The sequence below is a fragment of the Burkholderia sp. KJ006 genome (assembly GCF_000262695.1).
Taxonomy (GTDB): domain Bacteria; phylum Pseudomonadota; class Gammaproteobacteria; order Burkholderiales; family Burkholderiaceae; genus Burkholderia; species Burkholderia vietnamiensis.
On record NC_017921.1, the window covers coordinates 827,787 to 846,271 of the forward strand.

The window sequence follows — 18,485 nt, forward strand, 5'->3', positions numbered from 1 at the left end:
ATGCAAGCCGTGGCGGGGCAGTTCTGCCCGTCACCGGTCCCATGTCGAGTAAGCCGAGGAGCCATTCCATGACCATCGAAGCCACGTTGGACGGCAATGCTGCATTTTCGCGGCTCAAGCTGCCGCGACACTTCCACCAGATCAGCTCCGTCGCGACGATCCTCTATGTGGCGCACGCGCTCGCATTCTTCCTGATTCCGGCTGCGGTGGCGTTCGCCGTCGTCGATATCCCGGCGTCGGCGCCGGCCCGTGTGGCGATGGCGCTCGTCCTCGGCGTGATCGCGGGCCACGGCATGCATCTGCTGACCTTCGTCGGCCACGAGGGCATGCACACCAACCTGCATCGCAACAAGTATGTGAGCGCCGCGCTGGCGCTCATCTGCTCGTCGCTGGTGCCGGGCTTCCTGATCGTGGGTTTCAGCATGACTCACTGGAAGCACCATCGCTACACCGGTCAGGACATCGACCCCGATGTCCAGATCTATTCGCAGTACCGCACCTTCTGGTCGCGCTTCTTTCTCGCGCGCTCCCGGGGCGTACGGATCTATACGAAGAACGCCGTACGCATGGCCGCTGGCCTTCCGTGGCCGGAGAACACGCGGCTGCCGTTCAGCGAGCGCGAAATGCGCTGGATCTCGCGGATCAACATTGCACTGAACCTGGGTGCGGTGACGGCCTACGGGTTCATCTGGCATCGGTCGTTGTGGCTCGGCTTCACGGTCATGCTGATTCCGTATATCGGCGTCTACGTGTTCAGCACCATCCGCGCGTACATCGAGCACACGGATACCGTGCCGGGGCGTTATCGCGACAGCCGCAGCTATACGTCGCCGATCTACACCGCGCTGTTCTTCGGCAGCAACTTCCATCTCGAACACCATCAGTATCCGGCTGTGCCGTGCTACCGGCTGCCGGCGCTCCACAAGTATCTGATGTCGCAGGGGCTGCTCGCCGCGGCACGCGCGCCGGTCGAGCCGTCCTTCTTCGGCGCGCTTCGGTATACGACGGGCCGTTTCCAGTATCCCTGCGTCAATCTGCAGTCGTCGACCGACGAATTCCTCGAGCGGATGGCGCAGGGGCATCTCGACCGCGAGGCGGCATCGATGGACGCGCCGGACGCCGATGCGTTGATCGCCGTCATGCGCAAGTAGCAACGATCCGCAAGCCGCACACCGACCCGCACGCGGGTCGGGTGTGCCGCCACGTCGCCCATGTAGCAAAGAGAGGAATCATGTTTATCGAGAATGCGTGGTATGCAGCAGCACTCTCCGCGGAAGTCCAGCGCGAGCCCTTTGCCCGGACGATCCTGAACCATAAGGTCGTCATGTATCGAACCCTGGCGGACCAGGTCGTCGCGCTCGAGGATCGATGCCCGCACCGACAGGTTCCGTTGTCCCGCGGGCGCGTGGTCGGCGACGAACTCCAGTGCTGGTACCACGGGCTCAGGTACGACTGTTCCGGCGCGTGCGTCGGCATTCCGAGCCAGAGCACGATCCCGAAGGGCGCGCGCGTGCGCGCGTTCCCCGCCGTCGAGAAATACGGCTTCATCTGGCTGTGGACCGGCGACCCCGAGCAGGCCGACGAGGCGGCGATTCCGAACCATTGGGTCTGCTCGGCGCCCGAGCTCGCCGGAACGATGAGCTATTGCACGATCGCGTGCAGCTACCTGTTCGGGATCGACAACATCCTCGATATTTCGCACGCGGCGTTCGTGCACGCGAAGACGCTCGGCTCGCTCGACATCGTCGAGACGCCGCCGGAAATCGTGATCGGCGAGGACGAAGTCCGCGTGCGCCGCTACTTGCGCCGCGAGAAGACGCCGCCGCTCTATACCCATATCCTGAAGCTCGACTACATCGATCGCTTCCAGGAAGTGCTCTACTGGCCCATCGGCAACACGCGGGTCGAAACGCGAGCGCACGCCTGCGACGATGCCAGCGGCCGGATCTTCCACGTCTATACGACGACGATCTTCACGCCCGCCACCGACACCACCACCCACGTGTTCGTGGGCATGCACCGCGACTTCGACGTCGACAACGAGCGGTTTACCGAGTTCACCGCGAAGGAGGTGTTCGCGACCGTGATGGAGGACAAGGACGTCGCGGAGAGCCTGCAGGCGAACTGGAGCCCCACGGCGCCGATGATCGACATCCAGCTCGACCGGCCGGCATTCGCCGCACGACGGATCCTGGAGCGAATGGGTGCGCGCGCATCCATTCGAGCGACGGTATGACGGCCGCGGCAACGGCGCGCCTGCCGGGCGCACCCGAACAAACCACGATGACGGCAGAGGCGGGCGCGACGATGAACGAGCCGGGACGGACGCTCTATGTGGGCGAGTTGCTGCAGGAACTCGGGATGTCGGCGCAGGACGAGGTCGCCTTGCATCATCCGATGATGTTCGGCGAAATCCTCGGTCGCGAGCGGGTCGAGCAACTCGCGGCGGCCGCCGCGGGCGTCTTTGCCGCGATCGAGCCGCAACACGCGTGGCGTGGCGCGGACATCGGCGGGCGCGAATGGCACGGCCGCTTCGAGGAGCGCCAGATTCGCGGCGTGACGGTGGCGCGCAGGTCCGGCACGCGCATCGAGGTCGACATTTTCCTCGGCTCGTTTCCGGCGCCGGTCCGGCGCGCGCTGTATGACGCGAGCCGGGATCTGGTCGACGTCGATGCGTGGGTATTGCCCGCCGAGGTCAACACCGCGTTGCCGCCGATTCCCGACGACGAAGTGCTGGATGCCAAGCTGCCGTTCGGCATCACCGACGAGATGTTTCTGACCAGCCCGGTGGCCTGCAAGCCGATACGCGGGCGCGCCGATGTCGAGCGCGTGTGCGGCCATTCGATCGCGGTCTATGGCGGGCGCGCGAGCGGGCCGCGTCTGTCGGCAGGTGCGACGACGCTGAGCCTGTGGACCGGCGAGGTCGGCGGGCTGCCGTTGGAAGTAGCCAATGTCATCTGCTGGGAAGACGAGCGCAACGTCAGGAGCATGGCAATGGCGATGCGCCCGTGGCCGGTCGTCGCGCTGTTCCAGGCGCGGATGCGGGCACGGACGCTGCCGTTTCTCGACCCGTCGTATTTCGAAGCGGACGCCGAACCCGAATCCGCATCGGGCGACGGCGTGACGCGCGCCCAGCTTCGCGAGGTATAAGGCCATGAGCGCACCCAGCGTGCCCGCTTCGCAGGCGCAGCCGAATTCGATTTCGCCGTGGCCGGTTTTCTGGATCGCGAGCGTGGCGGTGTTTCTGGTTTCGATCGACGTCACCGTGCTCTACGCGGCGTTTCCCGCGTTGCGACGGGCGTTTCCCGGCGCTGATTCGGGCGGCCTGTCGTGGGTGCTGAACGCCTACACGCTGGTGTTCGCCGCGTTGCTCGTGCCGGCCGGCCGCCTGGCCGACCTGTGCGGGCGCAAGCGGATGTTCCTGCTCGGGCTCGCGATGTTCGTCGGCGGATCGTTCGGCTGCGGGATCGCCTCGCGCATCGAGATGCTGTGGATGATGCGCGCGGTGCAGGGCGCGGGCGCGGCGCTGTTGCTGCCTGCCTCGCTGTCGATCCTGCTGGCGGCGTTCCCCGTCACCAAACGGGCGATCGCCGTGAGCCTGTGGGGCGCGGTCAGCGGCGTGGCCGGCGCATTGGGGCCGAGCGTCGGCTCGTTCCTGGTCGATCGCTTCGGCTGGCCGTGGGCGTTCTTTCTCAATCTGCCGCTCGGCGCGCTCGCGCTCTGGCAAGGATGGCGCGTGCTCGACGAGTCGCGTGACCCCGAGCGGGGCGCGCCGCTCGATCTGGTCGGCGTCGTCCTGCTGATCGTCGGCGTCGGCGCGATCGCGTTCGGGCTGGTGCAATCGGAAGCGCTTGGCTGGGCGTCGCCGAAGGTGGCGCTCGCGATCGCGGGCGGGCTCGCGATGCTGGCCGCGTTCGTCGCGTGGGCGCGCACGGCCCGTGCGCCGGCGATCGATCTGTCGTTGTTCCAGGATCGCACTTACCGCTACATCAATCTGGCGTCGCTGTGCTTCGCGATCGGCTTCGCGATGATGTTCTTCCAGACGTTTCTGTTCACCACGGGCGTCTGGTCGTACTCGCTGACGCGCGCCGGGCTGGCCGGCACCCCAGGGCCGCTGCTCGTCGTGCCGACGGCGATCGTCTGCGGCCGGTTCGCGGCGCGCGCGGGGCACCGGCTTCTGCTGGTGACGGGAAGCCTGATCTCCATGGCGGCAAGCCTGTGGTTCGCGCTGGTGCCCGGCGTCACGCCCGACTATCTGCATGCCTGGCTGCCGGGCGCGCTGCTGACCGGGCTGGGCGTCGGGATGGTCATGCCTTCATTGTCGGCTGCCGCGGTTGCGCATCTGCCGCCCGCGCGGTTCGGCGTCGGCTCGGCCGTGAATCAGGCGATACGCCAGATGGGATCGGTGTTCGGCGTGGCGCTGACGGTCGCCATCACCGGCAATGCGATCACGCGGCTCGCCGAATTCCACACGCTCTGCTACCTGCAGATTGCGCTCGCGCTGGCGACGGCGATCCTGTGCGCGCCGGTGGATACGCGACCGCGCGTGCTCGCCTCCGCGGCGGCGCGTTGAGGGCGGCGCCGCGTTCGGCCCGGCGCCGGGCATGACGATTTGATCGAAACAATACGAAACCGATTATCCGAGGGTCCCATGATGGCCGGTAGCATTCCTCCCTCCGCTCTGCTGGCGGAGCGCACGACCTCGTCGCTGCTCCATGTGCTTCGCGAGCGTGCCGAGCACACGCCGGAGCGTGTCGCGTTCCATTTTCTGCGCGACGGCGAGGACGACGTCGCGAGCTGGTCCTACGGCCAGTTCGCCGCCGCTGCGGCCCACGTGCGCGATCTGCTCGTGCAGCACGCGCTGCACGAACGCCGCGTATTGCTGGTGCTGGAACCCGGTCTCGGTTACGTCGCGGCGCTGTTCGGAATCCTGCTGGCGGGCGCCACCGCGGTGCCTTCGTTTCCGCCGGCCGGCTCCCGCGCCGTGGCGCGTTTCGCGTCGATCTGCCGCGACGCCCGTCCCGACGTGGTGATCGCCGGCAAGCAGCATCGCTCGCTGCAACAGGAGCTCGACCGGCTGCACGACGGCGCGCGCGTCGCGCCGGCGTTGCTGACGATCGACGAGCATGCCTTCGACGCCATCGACGCATCGGCGCACGACTTCGGGCGCGTGCTGGAGCAGGGCCTCGATCTGGAGCGGCCGGCGCTGCTGCAGTACACGTCGGGATCGACGGGCGAGCCGAAGGGCGTCGTCGTCACGCACCGGAATCTCGTCAGCAACTGCGCGGTGATCGCCGAGCGGCTCGGCGCCGATCCGGAGCGCGTCGGCTGCACGTGGCTGCCGCCGTATCACGACATGGGCCTGATGGGCGCGCTGCTGCTCGCGGTGTTCAGCGGCTTTCCGCTCGTGATCCTGTCGCCGCAGCATTTCGTTCAGCGTCCGTATCGCTGGCTCAAGGCGATCAGCGACTACCGCGTGACCACCAGCGTCGCGCCGAATTTCGCGTTCGACCTATGCGTCGACCACATCAGCGACGAAGAAGCCGCCACGCTCGATCTCGGCTCGCTGCAGCACGTGTTCTGCGGCGCGGAGCCGGTGAGCCACGCGACGCTCGAGCGCTTCGCCGCGCGCTTCGGCCGGCATGGCTTCGAGCGCCGCGCCGTGGTGCCGTGCTACGGAATGGCGGAGGCGACGCTCTACGTGTCCGGCAAGCCCGGCCGTTCGCCGATCACGCTGATCGACGTCGACAAGGAGGCGCTCGCCCGCGGCCAGTGCGTGCCGTACGACGCGCAATCCGACCTGCTCGGGCGCACGACGCTGGTGGGCTGCGGGCCCGTGGCGGCCGGCCATCGGCTGCTGATCGTCGATCCTGCGACGAAGCGCGCGCTGCCGGAGCGCAGCATCGGCGAAATCTGGTTCAGCGGTCCGAACGTCGCTGCCGGCTATCTCGGCCGCGCGGACAGCGACGACGTGTTCGCGGCGGCGGTCTGCGACGAACGCGGCAACGACGATTCGGTGCGCTACCTCCGCACCGGCGATCTCGGCTTTCTGAACCGCGGCGAGCTGTTCGTCACCGGCCGGATCAAGGACGTCGTGATCGTCGCCGGGCGCAATCTCTATCCGACCGACATCGAAGGATCGGTGCAGGCCGCGCACGATGCGATTCGAACCAACGGCGTGGTGGCGTTTTCGATCGACGGCGGCCCGCGGGAGTCGCTCGTCATCGTTGCGGAGCTCAAGCGCTCGCGGCGTCTGAGTCCCGAGCAAATGGGCGAGGTGCGAGCGGCGATCACGCTGGCGGTCACGCGCGATCACGGCGTGGCGCCGGCGGTCGTGCACCTGGGGCCGATGGGCGCGATTCCGCTCACGACCAGCGGCAAGGTGCGCAGGCAAGCGTGCAAGCAGGCGTTCCAGCAAGGCAGCCTGAGCACGCTCGAGGCCCGCGCCTGAGCCGTTCGCCGCTGCCGCATTCCCGATTTCCATTGTCGCTGTCTTTCTTCGGAGCCAGTCATGGCTGAAGCAGATCTCTCGTCGTCGCGAACACCCGCGGCCGCCCGTGCGGCCGACGCCGACACCGACTCGCGCGCGCGCCGGCTCGCTTATCTGACCGTCGGCGTGCCCGCGCTCGGTTTCGTGCTCGCGATTGCCTACACGTGGACATACGGCGTGCGCGCCACCGACTTCATCCTGCTCGCGGTGATGTATTTCTCGACCGCGATCGGCGTCGAAACCGGCATGCACCGTTACTTCTCACACCGTGCGTTCAAGGGACGGCCGATCGTCACCGTGATGCTCGGCGTATTCGGCAGCATGGCCGCCCAGGGGCCGATCCTGTTCTGGGCCGCGACGCACCGCATGCACCACGCGTTCACCGATCAGGACGGCGATCCTCATTCGCCGCTGCCGCGCGCGAACCGCCACGGCCAACCGAGCCGGCTCGCGGGCCTTTGGCACGGTCACGTGGGCTGGCTGTTCAGCGTGCGCCGCGAGAACTGGAGCGCGTATGCCGCGGACCTGCTGCGCGACCGCCTGATCGTCAATCTCAATCTGCGCTATGGGTGGTGGGTGCTGCTCGGCCTCGCGCTGCCCGCGCTGGCGGGCGCGTTGCTCGCGCCCGCCGGGCAGGCCTTGACCGGCGCCGTCGGCGGTTTCCTGTGGGGCGGGCTCGCACGGATCTTCCTGCTCGATCAGTCGACCTGGGCCGTCAATTCGCTGTGCCACACCATCGGCACCCGCCCGCACGCGACGCGCGACCACAGCCGCAATCTGGGCCTGCTCGCGATCGTCTCGGTGGGCGGCGCGTGGCACAACAACCATCACGCACAGCCGGCCTTCGCCAACAACGATCACGCGTTCTGGCAGCTCGATCCTTCCGCCTGGGTCATCCGCCTGCTCGACGCGCTGGGGCTCGTCACGGAGGTGCGCTATGCGCCCAAGCGCCGCGCGACGGTTCCTTCAATTTCGCCGTAATCCTGTTTAGCGTCTGGAGATTCCTATGAATTCGTCGATTCAGGTTGCACCCGGCGTGACTGCCGCAGGCGGGCTGTCGGCCGCCGACGGGCAGATCCCCGGTGTTTCGCCGCTGCTGGGCAGCGGGGCGCGTGTCAAACGCTTGACCGCCCTGGCCGTGATGCTGGTGCCGCTGGCCGGCTTCGCGCTGGCCGTGCGCCAGCTCGCGCTGGGCGAGTTCGCCGCCACCGATCTCGTGCTGTTCGCGGTGTTCTATTTTCTGCACATGGGCGGGATCACGATGGGCTTCCATCGGTATCTCGCGCACAAGACGTTCCGCACGTCGAAGTGGTTCGAAGGGCTGCTGCTGATCTGCGGGTCGATGGCCGCGCAAGGACCGATCATGTTCTGGGTGACGACGCACCGCCGACATCACCTGTACAGCGATCAGCAAGGCGATCCGCATTCGCCGAATCTGGCCGGCAAGGGCCTGTTCGCGAAGCTGCGCGGCCTCTGGTATGCGCACATGCCGTGGATGCTGGCCCCCGACGTCTCGGGCTGGACCTTCTTCGCGCCCGACGTGCTGCGCGATCGCCGCCTGTTCTTCTATCACCGCACCTACGCCTGGTGGATCGTGCTCGGCCTCGTGCTGCCGGCCGCGATCGGCGGCGCCGTCGCCGGCTCGTGGCTCGGCGCATGGAACGGCCTGCTGTTCGGCGGATTGGCGCGCATCTTCGTGGCCAACCAGGCCGCGTGGTGCGTGGGGTCCGTGTGCCACATGTTCGGCGGCCGGCCGTTCAAGACCGGGGACAACAGCGCGAACAACTGGACGGTCGCCGTATTCACGTTCGGCGAAGGCCTGCAGAACAACCACCACGCGTTTCCCGCGTCGTACCGCCACTCGGTGAAGTGGTACGAGCCGGATCTGAGCGCCTGGGTGCTGTGGACGCTCGGCAAGGTCGGCATCGTGCGCGACCTGCGTCAGCCGACGCCGGCGGCGATCCGCAAGCTCGCCAAGCAGCCGTATTGAAGCTAGTTGCCGTCGTCATTCAGTTCATCTCCCTCGTACGGAAGGATTAATCATCATGTCTCAAGCTGGAATCCTGGGCGGCCTGTTCGGCCGCAAGAAGGCGGTGGCCGCCGATGTCGGGCCGCTCACCGAAGCGTCGATCCGCAACTGGTTGATCGACCGGCTCGCCAAGCAGCTGAAGCTCGAGCGCGCCGCGATCGATCCCGCCAAGCGCTTCGACGAGTACGGGCTCGATTCGATCGTCGCCGTGCAGGTGTCGGGCGATCTGGAGAAGGTGGTCGAGCAGCGGCTGTCCCCGGCGCTGCTGTTCGAACACAACAGCATCGACGAGCTGGCGCGCCACCTGTCGACCGAGCTCGGTCTGCAAGCGGCGTAAGCGGGAGATCGACATGGCGAAAACCTATACGGTCCCCAGCGCGCCGCCGGCGCGTTTCGACGAATTCATGCAGAAGTCGAAGTCGCTCGAGGGCGTGCGGCTGACCGATGCGATTCCGAAATCCCTCTACGAGCCGCGCGTATGGCGCGGCATTCTCGGCTTCGTGGTGAGCTATGCGGCGTATATCGGCGCGCTCGTCGGCATCGCTTACGCGCCGCACTGGTTGTTCTACGTTCCGCTGTGGCTGCTGGCCGGCCTGGGCGGCTGGGGGCTGCATTGCATCGCGCACGATTGCGGGCACAACTCGTTTTCGCGCGTCCGATGGTTCAACCTGGCGATCGGGCACCTGTCGCTTCTGCCGCTGCTGTATCCGTTTCACGCGTGGCGCCACACGCACAACCTGCACCACGCGAATACCAACAACCTCGAGCTCGATACCGACTGGCGGCCGATTCCCGCGCCGCTTTACGATCGCATGCCGCTGTTGAAGCGGCTCGAGTACGCCGGCACCCGCAAGTGGCTGTTCTGGGCCGGCACGGTGAGCTACTGGAAGGAATCGGGCTTCCGTCCGGGCTTCTATCCGAAGCGCGAGATGCGGCGCGACGTGAAACGCTCGATCGCGTTCGTCCTGTTCGCGTCCGCGCTCTATTTCCCGGCGCTCATCTACTTCACCGGCATCACCGGCCTGTTCCTGTACTTCGTCGTGCCCTGGTTGATGATTCATGCGTGGTTCAGCGCCACGACGCTGATGCATCACACGTCGGACGAGATCCCGTTCCTGCCGTCGCAGCACTGGACGCCGAACGCCAGCCGCCTGCTGGTGACGACCGACTACCGGTATCCGAAGTGGCTGCACTTCATGACGCACAACATCTCGGTGCATACGGCGCACCACGTCGCACCGATCGTGCCGTTCTACAACCTGCCGAAGGCGCAGGCGGCGCTCAAGCAGGCGTTTCCGGGAATGATCCGCGAAAAGGATTTCTCCTTCGGCGATCTGTGGCACGTGATCGGTCACTGCCATTTCTACGACACCGAGTCGGGTTACTACCGCAGCCTGTCCCGGGAGGCCGTGCCGGTCGGCGCGCGTGCGGCGGCGGAGGGCCGGTGATGGCGGCAGCGAACCCTACCGACGTCTCGCCGCTCGCGCGGCGCAAGGCCCGGAAGCCGTCGTGGCGCGTTCGGCTCGGCCGTCGCGCGCTGCGCGTGCTGACGACCTTCGCGCCGCACGCCGCGGGGCGCCGGGCGGCCGACACGTTCGGCTTCACGCGCGGCTACGGGCTGCCCGTCAGCGACCGCGTGCCGCTCGGTGCGAAGGAGGCGTCCATCGACGGCAACGCGGACATCGACCGCGCCTATCACTGGGAGGGCGGCGCATCGCGCGTGCTGCTCGTGCATGGCTGGGGCACCGACAGCAGCAGCATGCTGAGCTTCGTGAAGCCGATGCAGTCGCTCGGCTTCTCGGTGGCCGCGTTCGACGCGCCCGCGCATGGCCGTTCGCCGGGCAAGCATACGACGATGACGCAGTTCACCCGCGCGACGGGTGCGGTGCTGGATGCGATCGAAGGCGCGCAGGTGGTGATCGCGCATTCGCTCGGCTCGATCGCGGCCGTCTCGGCGCTGGCCGAGCGCTCGCGCCGCGCGTCGTTGCGCTGCCTCGTGCTGATCGCCCCCACCAGCGGCCTGACCGAGGTGCTGGAGCGCTGGGCCAGCCGCGACATGGCATTTCCGCGCCCGGTGGTCGAGCGCATCTATGCGGAGCTGCAGCTGCGCAACGGCGTGCCGGTCAGTCACTGGGATCTGCTCGCGCGCGGCGCGTCGCTCGACGTCCCGGTATTGGTGGTGCACGACCCGGCCGATTCGGTGGTGCCGTACTGCGAGGCGCAGCGCGTCGTGGCCGGGCTGCCGGACGCGACGCTGTGGCCGGCGCCGGGCGCGGGGCACGGCCGCATCCTGTCGGATGCGAGGGTGCGCGAGCAGGTGCGCGAATTCGTGACGCGACAGACGTCGAACCTGGGAGAGATGGCGAGATGAGCACGACGGCGGTAGAGATGCGCACGCTGATGTGTCTGGTGTGCGGCTGGATTTATTCGGAACGGCACGGTGCGCCGGAAGACGGCATTGCACCGGGCACGCGCTGGGAAGACATTCCGGCCAAATGGAAGTGTCCCGAGTGCGGCGTCGGCAAGGAGGACTTCGAAATGGTCTCGATCTGACGCGATGGCGGGGCGCGCGTCGCCCCGCCACCGGTGCGTGCGTCGGCACACGAGAACGCTTTGCGAACGTGCCGGGCATGCGAATGCATGCGTTCCTTTCCCGCAAGCGCCGCGTCGAGTTGCGGCGGCATCCGTCCCGCATGAAGCGGGCTTTGAATGGAGTGTTGAAATGGTTGCTCGACAGGTAGTGATCTGCAGTCCCGTCCGGACGCCAATCGGCGCGTTCGGCGGCACGTTGAAGGACGTTGCGGCGACGGCGCTCGGCGCGGCCGCGTTGCGCGAAGCGGTGCGTCGCAGCGAGATCGATCCGGCGGAGCTGGCGTCGGTCGTGATGGGCAACGTCGTGCAGGCCGGCAACAAGATGAATCCCGCGCGTCAGGCGGCCGTCGCGGGCGGCATTCCCGTGACCGTGCCCGCGCTGACGGTCAATCGCGTGTGCGGCTCCGGTGCGCAGGCCATCGCGAATGCGGCGCAGGACATCTGGCTCGGCTTCGGCGAGGTTGCGGCGGCGGGCGGAATGGAGAACATGGACGGCGCGCCGTATCTGCTCGGCGGCGGCCGTTGGGGCTATCGGATGGGCAATGCCGAGATCGCCGACAGCATGCTCGTGGATGGCCTCGTCGATGCGTTCTCCAACCTGCATTCGGGATGGCACACGGAAGACCTCGTCGCGATGAAGGGGATCACGCGCGAGCAGCAGGACCGCTGGGCGGAACGTTCGCAACGGCGCTTCGCCGACGCGCAGGCGCGTGGGGCATTCGACGCCGAACTGGTGGCGGTCGAGGTCGCGGGGCGCAAGCAGACCGTCCGATTCGAGCGCGACGAGCAGCCGCGCCCGGACACGAACTTCGAGTCGCTTGCGAGGCTGAAGCCCGCATTTCGCGCTGACGGCACCATCACCGCCGGCAATGCGCCCGGCCTGAACAGCGGTGCGGCGGCGATGATCGTGGCCGAGCGGCGTTATGCCGAGACGCGCGGCATCGAGCCGATCGCCACGCTCGTCTCGTACGGCGTGGGGGCGGTCGAGCCGGGCCTGTTCGGACTCGGGCCGGTGCCGGCAGTGAAGATGGCGCTCGCGCGTGCCGGGTGGTCGATGAACGACGTGGAGCGGTTCGAGATCAACGAGGCCTTTGCCGCCGTGCCGATCGCGGTCGCGCGCGAGCTCGGCATCGACGAAGAGCGGATCAACGTCGAAGGCGGCGCGATCGCGCACGGTCACGCGATCGGCGCGACCGGTGCCGTCCTGACCACCCGGCTCGCGCATTCGATGCGCCGCGACGGCATCAAGCGCGGCATCGTGACCTTGTGCATCGGCGGCGGGCAGGGCATCGCTCTCGCGCTCGAAGCCGTCTGACGGCAGCCCGGCCGCGACGACGGCCGGCCGCGTCCGCACCATCAGGATCACGGAGAAGACATGGACGAGCGTTCAGCACTGGAAGACCTGAGTGCCCTTGCCGCGACCGGGCATACGACGGCGCATGCCGAGCTTGCGCGCAAATGGTTGGCCCATTTCGGGGCCGACCGCGTGCAGGACCTCGACCTCGGCATGCTCGAGGCGATTGCCTGCTATGTCCGCGACGGCATAGCGCCGCCGCACGGATAGCGCGCGCTTGCCGGCGGCCGGGGCACGGCGCGCCTTGCCGATGCTGCGTCGTGGTGCGTACCGCTGACGATGCGGCGAGCTCGCGCCGTGGCCCGGCCGACCGTGGCGTCGCCGGTGGCAGCTTGCCCGACGGCCGGCCGCACACGTCCGTCAGAGCGGCCGGGCCTTGCTTCGCAACGCCGCAAGGCGCGCGTTCCCCGCGCGCCAATTGATGACCAAACCGCAAGACCTAGTGCGTAGATATCGTTTGCCGCAGCGTTAATGACTGTCGACAATCGTGGCTCGAATTCCCCGCGGCGCGCGGCCCCGGCGGCTATCCCGGCCGTCGCCGCCATCCAGCTCACGACGACATGTACGCGTTCACGCCTTCCTTCCAGAATCCCGCCGGTTCGCCGATCCGCGAGCTGTTCAAATACCTGTCCGAGCCGGGGATGATCTCGTTCGCGGGCGGCTACCCGGCCAGCGAGCTGTTCGACGTCGACGGCCTGAACGCGGCCGCCGAGCGTGCATACGCGCAGCCGGTCCGCTGCCTGCAATACGGCCCGACCGACGGCCTCGCCGAACTGAAGCAGCAGCTGATCGCATTGATGGCGCGCCGCAACGTGACCTGCACGCCGGCCGAGCTGCTCGTCACGACCGGCTCGCAGCAGGGCCTCGACCTGCTGCTGCGCGTGATGGTCGCGCCCGGCGACGTCGTGCTGACCGAACAGCCGGCATACCCGGCGACGCTCGCGGCGCTGCGTCTGCAGCAGGCGCACGTCGTGACGATTCCCGTCGACGGCCATGGCCTCGACGTCGAACGCCTCGCGTCGCAGCTCGAAGCCGGCGCGATTGCGCGGCCGAAGCTGTTGTACACCGTCCCGACCTTCGCGAACCCGACCGGCGCGACGCTCAGCCGCGAGCGGCGCATGAAGCTGCTGCGTCTCGCGGTGCAATACCGTTTCCTGATCGTCGAGGACGATCCGTACGGCGATCTGCGCTTCGCGGGCGAAGCGGTGCCGTCCATGCTGGCGCTCGCGAGCGAAGTCGACGGCGCACGCGACTGGATCGTGCACTTCGCGAGCCTGTCGAAGATCGTCGCGCCGGGGCTGCGCGTCGGCTGGACCATCGCGCCGGCCGAGATCGCGCGGCGTTGCGTGATCGCGAAGCAGACGGTCGACCTGTGCAGCACGCCGTGGACGCAGGCGACCGCCGCCGAGTATCTGGCCGACGGTGCGCTCGAACGCCATCTGCCGCGCATCACGGCCGCCTACCGGCGCAAATGCGACGCGCTGTGCGACGCACTGCGCGACGGTTTCGGCGCGGCGATCGCCTTCCATCGTCCCGAAGGCGGGATGTTCGTGTGGGCGCGGCTCGGCGACGTGTCGTCCGACGCGCTGCTGCAACGCGCGATCGCGAACCAGGTCGTGTTCGTGCCGGGCAAGGCGTTCTTCGCGGACCACGTCGACGCCGCATCGCTGCGCCTGTCGTTCGCCGCGCCGGACGTCGACGCGATCCGGGAAGGCGTCGCGCGCCTCGTGCGCGCGTATCGCGCGGCGCTCGCCGCGTGAGGAGACCGCGATGAGCATCGTCACCGACGGCGTCGGATCGACCGGCGCCGCGCCGGTCGTCGCCGCTATCGGGCCGGCCGCGCATCGGTCGTCGCAGATCGGCGCAGGGCCGCAGTACGTCGCGGACGTGCTCGGCCGCTTCGCCGCGGCGCCGGGCGACACGACGGCGGCGACCGTGGTGCGCGGCTACAACTGAGCCGCCCGGCGCACCGCGGCTCACGCGGGAAGCGCGCCGGCGGATCGGTTAAGCTGGCGCGATCGAATTCCTCAACCGCGCCGCGCCATCATGTCCGTTCCAGCTGCCGACTCGCTCGCGCACGTCTACGACCGTCTGTGGTCCTGCCTCGAATCCGGTGTCGGGCCGCAGCGCTCGCCGTTCACGATGGTGCAGGCCGCGACGCTCGGCGTCGACGGTGCACCGAAGGTGCGCACCATCGTGCTGCGACAGGCGAGCCGTGCGGAGCAGCGGCTGTCGTTCCATACCGATGCGCGTTCGGACAAGGTCGCGGAGCTGCGCCGCGATCCGCGCATCGCGATCGTCGCGGCCGATCTCGATGCGCTCGTGCAGATCCGTGTCGAAGGCCTCGCGTCGATCTGCGACGACGACGCGCGGCGTCGCGCGATCTGGGCGTCGAGCCGTCCGCATACGCTGCTGTTGTATCGCGCGCCGTTGCGACCCGGCACGCCGATCGACGCGCCCGGGCACGCGCATGTCGCGCCGGCTCCCGACACGGCATCCGCCGCCGACGGCTACGCGAACTTCTGCGTGCTCGACGTCGCCGTGACGCGCATCGACTGGCTCGACCTCGCGCGCAGCGGCCATCGCCGTGCGCTGTTCGAGCTGCACGCCGACGGCTACGACGGGCGCTGGGTCGCACCTTGACCGCGCCGCGCGGCGCACGGCTACAAACGCATACGTACCGGACAAACTCGCGATACATCGGACCTTTCAAATGGGCGACGCCGCACGACCGCGTGTGCCCGCTCGACAGACGGCGCGCCGGCGCGCGCGGCATGTTCACTTTCCACTTCAAGAAAGGAGATGCCGAACGATGTCTTCCACACCTTTTTCCCCGCTGCGTCGCCATCTGCTGGCGTCCTCCATGGCCGCCGGCGTATCGGCGATGCTGCCCACCGCGCTGCACGCGGCCACGGGCAACACCGGCATACGGCCGTTTACCGCTCGCATTCCCGAGCGGGCGCTGACCGACCTGCGCCGCCGCATCGCGGCGACGCGCTGGCCCGGCCGCGAGACGGTCGCCGACGAATCGCAGGGCGTGCGGCTCGCGCGCATGCAGGCGCTGCTGCAGTACTGGGGCAGCGACTACGACTGGCGCAAGGGCGAAGCGCGGCTGAACGGCTTCCCGATGTTCATCACCGAGATCGACGGGCTCGACATCCACTTCATCCACGTGCGGTCGCGGCACGCGAACGCGCTGCCGATGATCATGACGCACGGCTGGCCGGGCTCGGTGTTCGAGCTGGTGAAGGCGATCGGCCCGCTGACCGACCCGACCGCGCACGGCGCGAGCGCCGACGATGCATTTCACGTCGTCGTGCCGTCGCTGCCGGGCTTCGGCTTCTCGGGCCATCCGGCGAAGCCCGGCTGGGGCTCCGACCACATCGCGCGCGCCTGGGGCGAACTGATGGCGCGCCTCGGCTACACGCGCTTCGTGTCGCAGGGCGGCGACTGCGGCTCGGTGATCTCGCACCGGATGGCGATGCAGCGCGTGCAGGGGCTCGTCGGGATTCACGTGAACATGCCGGCGACGGTTCCGCCCGACATCGCGGCGCTGCTGCAGACCGACGCGCCGGCGCCGGCGTCGCTGTCGGCGAAGGAGCGGGCCGCCTACGAGCAGCTCGCGACGTTCTATCGCGACAACACCGGCTATTCGGCGATGATGGTCACGCGTCCGCAGACGGTCGGCTATGCGCTCGCCGATTCGCCGTCGGGGCAGGCCGCGTGGATGTACGACAAGATCTCGCAGTGGACCTACAGCGGCGGCGTGCCCGAACGGTCGATCCCGCGCGACGAGATTCTCGACGACATTTCGCTGTACTGGCTGACCAACTCGGCGACGTCCTCCGCTCAGATCTACTGGGAGGATCACTCCAACAACTTCAATGCGGTGGACCTCTCGCTGCCGGCCGCGATCACCGTGTTCCCCGGCGAGATCTATCAGGCGCCGCGGAGCTGGGCCGAGCGCGCGTATCACGACCTGATCTACTTCAACGAAGTCGACAAGGGCGGCCACTTCGCGGCATGGGAGGAGCCGGAGCTGTTCGCCCGCGAGGTGCGCGCCGGATTCCGGCCGTTGCGGCGCGCTTGAGCGCGGCGGCTGCCGGCCTCGACGGCGGCGGGCCGCCCGTGCGGCCCGCATCGTGCCGCGGCGCCCGCAATTTTGAATCGCCTTGTGTCATCCGCAATTGCAGATACGTTGGGATACAAACCGTCGCGGCCGCTCGGATATAACGTCGGTCAAGCGTTCGGCCCGACCGCGGCCCGCTCCCAACACCGTTCCGGATGCCCGCCCGCGCGGGCTCTTTTCTTAGCGATCGACCCTGGAGAACGAGTCATGTCTGAAACCGTCAATACCCGTCGCCGCCTGCTGCTCGGTACGACCCTCGCCAGCCTGACCCTCGCGGATCTCGGCTTCGGCTCGCCGGCGCAGGCGCAACCCGCGCCCGATGCATCGGCGGCGAGCGGTGCGGCCGGCACCGCGTCGCTCGGCACGATCCACCAGATCGACGCGGGCCTGCTGAACGTCGGGTATGCGGATCTCGGCCCGAGGAGCGGCCCCGTCGTGTTCCTGCTGCACGGCTGGCCGTACGACATCTACAGCTACGCGGACGTCGCGCCGCGGCTGACGGCGGCCGGCTATCGCGTGATCGTTCCGTATCTGCGCGGCTACGGATCGACGACGTTCCGCTCGGCCGACACGATGCGCAACGGCCAGCAGGCGGTGACGGCCGTCGACGTCGTCGCGCTGATGGACGCGCTGAAGATCGACCGCGCGGTGTTCGGCGGCTACGACTGGGGCGCGCGCACGGCCGACGTGATCGCGGCGCTGTGGCCGCAGCGCGTGAAGGCGCTGGTGTCGGTGAGCGGCTATCTGATCGGCAGCCAGGCCGCCAACGAAAAACCGTTGCCGCCGCAGGCCGAGCTGCAGTGGTGGTATCAGTTCTACTTCGCGACCGAGCGCGGCGCGCTCGGCTACGCGCAGAACCGCGACGCGTTCAACAAGCTGATCTGGCAGCTCGCGTCGCCGCAGTGGAAGTTCTCCGACGAGACGTTCGCGCGCAGCGCGGCCGCGTTCGACAACCCCGACCACGTCGCCGTCGTGATCCACAACTATCGCTGGCGGCTCGGGCTCGCGCAGGGCGAGGCGCAATACGACGACATCGAGCGACGCCTCGCGGCCGGCCCGACGATCGCGGTGCCGACCATCACGATGGAGGGCGACGCGAACGGCGCGCCGCATCCGCAACCGGCCGCGTATGCGAAGAAGTTCATCGGCAAGTACCAGCACCGGACGATCACCGGCGGCATCGGCCACAACCTGCCGCAGGAAGCGCCGCAGGCGTTCGCCGAGGCGATCCTGCACGTGGAGCATCTGTGATGCGCGCGCGTGCGGCGGTGCGCAGTGCGGCCCGTTGCGTGCTGGCGGCGGGCGTGCTGCTGGCCATCGCCAGCGGCCCGTTCGCGTTCGCCGAGCGGCCGAAGCCGGCCGCGTCGCCGCTCTACGGCGTGACGATTCCGCCCGGCTACCGCAAGTGGGAGATGGTCGCGCCGGCCGAGGAAGCGGCGCCGCTCGACGAACTGCGCGTGGTGCTCGGCAACCCCGTCGCGATGCGCGCGCTCGAGCGTTCGACGCTGCCGTTCCCGGACGGCACGATCCTCGTGAAGCTCGCGTACAAGCGCAAGCAGTCAGACGAGTTCGCGCCGGCCACGGTGCCCGGCCAGGCGACGACCGTGCAGGTGATGGTGAAGGATTCGCGGCGTTATGCGGCGACCGGCGGCTGGGGTTTCGGGCGCTTCATCGACGGCGTGCCGGCCGATCTCGGGCAGCACCAGACGTGCTTCGCGTGTCATCAGGCGCGCGTGAAGAACCACGACTACGTGTTCACGCGGCTCGCGCCTTGACGCGACCCGTCGCGCCCGGTGGGCGCAGTTCGACGAAGGCGTGCCGCGCGCGGCACGCCTTTTTTCATCGTGGCGCGCGATGCGTCGTCCGACCGTTTTGTATCGCACTGTATCGG

At 68.4% G+C, this 18,485-nt stretch carries 19 protein-coding genes; all 19 read left to right on the forward strand.

Annotated features, from left to right (window positions below; all coding sequences use genetic code 11):
• Positions 1 to 68 precede the first annotated feature (68 nt).
• The 19 genes from MYA_RS17790 (at position 69) to MYA_RS17880 (ending at position 18,369) form a co-directional block, all read left to right on the forward strand.
• Entirely contained in the window at positions 69 to 1,151 is a 1,083-nt protein-coding gene (locus MYA_RS17790) for a fatty acid desaturase family protein (protein WP_011881342.1), read from the forward strand.
• Between the two features lie 80 nt (positions 1,152 to 1,231).
• Positions 1,232 to 2,236 (forward strand): aromatic ring-hydroxylating dioxygenase subunit alpha, encoded by a 1,005-nt coding sequence (locus MYA_RS17795; RefSeq protein ID WP_014724439.1) that lies wholly within the window; start codon positions 1,232 to 1,234, stop codon positions 2,234 to 2,236.
• Positions 2,233 to 3,150, forward strand: a complete 918-nt coding sequence (locus tag MYA_RS17800) for a hypothetical protein (RefSeq protein ID WP_014724440.1) — start codon at positions 2,233 to 2,235, stop codon at positions 3,148 to 3,150. Before MYA_RS17795 ends, MYA_RS17800 begins: the two co-directional genes overlap by 4 nt.
• 4 nt (positions 3,151 to 3,154) lie before the next feature.
• Positions 3,155 to 4,573 (forward strand): MFS transporter, encoded by a 1,419-nt coding sequence (locus tag MYA_RS17805; protein WP_011881345.1) that lies wholly within the window; start codon positions 3,155 to 3,157, stop codon positions 4,571 to 4,573.
• A 78-nt stretch (positions 4,574 to 4,651) separates the two neighbouring features.
• Positions 4,652 to 6,451, forward strand: a complete 1,800-nt coding sequence (locus tag MYA_RS17810; protein WP_238539603.1) for a fatty acyl-AMP ligase — start codon at positions 4,652 to 4,654, stop codon at positions 6,449 to 6,451.
• Positions 6,452 to 6,511: 60 nt separating this feature from the next.
• Positions 6,512 to 7,471, forward strand: a complete 960-nt coding sequence (locus tag MYA_RS17815; protein WP_014724443.1) for an acyl-CoA desaturase — start codon at positions 6,512 to 6,514, stop codon at positions 7,469 to 7,471.
• 25 nt (positions 7,472 to 7,496) lie between these two features.
• Positions 7,497 to 8,480 (forward strand): acyl-CoA desaturase, encoded by a 984-nt coding sequence (locus tag MYA_RS17820; protein ID WP_014724444.1) that lies wholly within the window; start codon positions 7,497 to 7,499, stop codon positions 8,478 to 8,480.
• Between the two features lie 55 nt (positions 8,481 to 8,535).
• Positions 8,536 to 8,856 carry an acyl carrier protein gene (locus MYA_RS17825; protein ID WP_011881349.1) on the forward strand — a complete coding sequence of 107 codons (321 nt, stop codon included), beginning with the start codon at positions 8,536 to 8,538 and terminating at the stop codon, positions 8,854 to 8,856.
• Positions 8,857 to 8,869: 13 nt separating this feature from the next.
• Complete coding sequence (locus MYA_RS17830; protein ID WP_011881350.1) at positions 8,870 to 9,967, forward strand: fatty acid desaturase; 1,098 nt, start codon at positions 8,870 to 8,872, stop codon at positions 9,965 to 9,967.
• Positions 9,967 to 10,890: an alpha/beta hydrolase gene (locus tag MYA_RS17835; RefSeq protein ID WP_011881351.1), complete on the forward strand. Its 924-nt coding sequence runs from the start codon at positions 9,967 to 9,969 to the stop codon at positions 10,888 to 10,890. Before MYA_RS17830 ends, MYA_RS17835 begins: the two co-directional genes overlap by 1 nt.
• On the forward strand, positions 10,887 to 11,072 hold the full coding sequence (locus tag MYA_RS17840) for a rubredoxin (RefSeq protein ID WP_011881352.1): 186 nt from the start codon (positions 10,887 to 10,889) through the stop codon (positions 11,070 to 11,072). The genes MYA_RS17835 and MYA_RS17840 overlap by 4 nt, the downstream gene beginning before the upstream one ends.
• Positions 11,073 to 11,241: 169 nt before the next feature.
• Positions 11,242 to 12,426: a thiolase family protein gene (locus MYA_RS17845; RefSeq protein WP_011881353.1), complete on the forward strand. Its 1,185-nt coding sequence runs from the start codon at positions 11,242 to 11,244 to the stop codon at positions 12,424 to 12,426.
• Between the two features lie 60 nt (positions 12,427 to 12,486).
• Positions 12,487 to 12,675 carry a hypothetical protein gene (locus tag MYA_RS17850; protein WP_014724447.1) on the forward strand — a complete coding sequence of 63 codons (189 nt, stop codon included), beginning with the start codon at positions 12,487 to 12,489 and terminating at the stop codon, positions 12,673 to 12,675.
• A 350-nt stretch (positions 12,676 to 13,025) separates the two neighbouring features.
• Positions 13,026 to 14,225: an aminotransferase-like domain-containing protein gene (locus MYA_RS17855; RefSeq protein ID WP_014724449.1), complete on the forward strand. Its 1,200-nt coding sequence runs from the start codon at positions 13,026 to 13,028 to the stop codon at positions 14,223 to 14,225.
• 10 nt (positions 14,226 to 14,235) lie between these two features.
• Positions 14,236 to 14,421, forward strand: coding sequence for a hypothetical protein (locus MYA_RS17860; protein ID WP_011881355.1), 186 nt, complete (start codon positions 14,236 to 14,238; stop codon positions 14,419 to 14,421).
• 90 nt (positions 14,422 to 14,511) lie between these two features.
• Entirely contained in the window at positions 14,512 to 15,108 is a 597-nt protein-coding gene (locus tag MYA_RS17865; RefSeq protein ID WP_014724450.1) for a pyridoxamine 5'-phosphate oxidase family protein, read from the forward strand.
• A 169-nt stretch (positions 15,109 to 15,277) separates the two neighbouring features.
• Complete coding sequence (locus MYA_RS17870; protein ID WP_011881357.1) at positions 15,278 to 16,555, forward strand: epoxide hydrolase family protein; 1,278 nt, start codon at positions 15,278 to 15,280, stop codon at positions 16,553 to 16,555.
• A gap of 246 nt (positions 16,556 to 16,801) precedes the next feature.
• Complete coding sequence (locus tag MYA_RS17875; RefSeq protein WP_011881358.1) at positions 16,802 to 17,845, forward strand: alpha/beta fold hydrolase; 1,044 nt, start codon at positions 16,802 to 16,804, stop codon at positions 17,843 to 17,845.
• The gene (locus MYA_RS17880; RefSeq protein ID WP_014724452.1) at positions 17,845 to 18,369 is read left to right on the forward strand and encodes a cytochrome P460 family protein; all 525 of its coding nucleotides are present in this window, start codon (positions 17,845 to 17,847) and stop codon (positions 18,367 to 18,369) included. Before MYA_RS17875 ends, MYA_RS17880 begins: the two co-directional genes overlap by 1 nt.
• The last annotated feature ends 116 nt before the right edge of the window (positions 18,370 to 18,485 follow it).

Excerpts from the sequence above, each read along its gene's own strand:
- MYA_RS17790 (WP_011881342.1), top strand. The coding sequence starts at position 69 with ATGACCATCGAAGCCACGTTGGACGGCAATGCTGCATTTTCGCGGCTC.
- MYA_RS17795 (WP_014724439.1), top strand. The coding sequence starts at position 1,232 with ATGTTTATCGAGAATGCGTGGTATGCAGCAGCACTCTCCGCGGAAGTC.
- MYA_RS17800 (WP_014724440.1), top strand. The coding sequence starts at position 2,233 with ATGACGGCCGCGGCAACGGCGCGCCTGCCGGGCGCACCCGAACAAACC.
- MYA_RS17805 (WP_011881345.1), top strand. The coding sequence starts at position 3,155 with ATGAGCGCACCCAGCGTGCCCGCTTCGCAGGCGCAGCCGAATTCGATT.
- MYA_RS17810 (WP_238539603.1), top strand. The coding sequence starts at position 4,652 with ATGATGGCCGGTAGCATTCCTCCCTCCGCTCTGCTGGCGGAGCGCACG.
- MYA_RS17815 (WP_014724443.1), top strand. The coding sequence starts at position 6,512 with ATGGCTGAAGCAGATCTCTCGTCGTCGCGAACACCCGCGGCCGCCCGT.
- MYA_RS17820 (WP_014724444.1), top strand. The coding sequence starts at position 7,497 with ATGAATTCGTCGATTCAGGTTGCACCCGGCGTGACTGCCGCAGGCGGG.
- MYA_RS17825 (WP_011881349.1), top strand. The coding sequence starts at position 8,536 with ATGTCTCAAGCTGGAATCCTGGGCGGCCTGTTCGGCCGCAAGAAGGCG.
- MYA_RS17830 (WP_011881350.1), top strand. The coding sequence starts at position 8,870 with ATGGCGAAAACCTATACGGTCCCCAGCGCGCCGCCGGCGCGTTTCGAC.
- MYA_RS17835 (WP_011881351.1), top strand. The coding sequence starts at position 9,967 with ATGGCGGCAGCGAACCCTACCGACGTCTCGCCGCTCGCGCGGCGCAAG.
- MYA_RS17840 (WP_011881352.1), top strand. The coding sequence starts at position 10,887 with ATGAGCACGACGGCGGTAGAGATGCGCACGCTGATGTGTCTGGTGTGC.
- MYA_RS17845 (WP_011881353.1), top strand. The coding sequence starts at position 11,242 with ATGGTTGCTCGACAGGTAGTGATCTGCAGTCCCGTCCGGACGCCAATC.
- MYA_RS17850 (WP_014724447.1), top strand. The coding sequence starts at position 12,487 with ATGGACGAGCGTTCAGCACTGGAAGACCTGAGTGCCCTTGCCGCGACC.
- MYA_RS17855 (WP_014724449.1), top strand. The coding sequence starts at position 13,026 with ATGTACGCGTTCACGCCTTCCTTCCAGAATCCCGCCGGTTCGCCGATC.
- MYA_RS17860 (WP_011881355.1), top strand. The coding sequence starts at position 14,236 with ATGAGCATCGTCACCGACGGCGTCGGATCGACCGGCGCCGCGCCGGTC.
- MYA_RS17865 (WP_014724450.1), top strand. The coding sequence starts at position 14,512 with ATGTCCGTTCCAGCTGCCGACTCGCTCGCGCACGTCTACGACCGTCTG.
- MYA_RS17870 (WP_011881357.1), top strand. The coding sequence starts at position 15,278 with ATGTCTTCCACACCTTTTTCCCCGCTGCGTCGCCATCTGCTGGCGTCC.
- MYA_RS17875 (WP_011881358.1), top strand. The coding sequence starts at position 16,802 with ATGTCTGAAACCGTCAATACCCGTCGCCGCCTGCTGCTCGGTACGACC.
- MYA_RS17880 (WP_014724452.1), top strand. The coding sequence starts at position 17,845 with ATGCGCGCGCGTGCGGCGGTGCGCAGTGCGGCCCGTTGCGTGCTGGCG.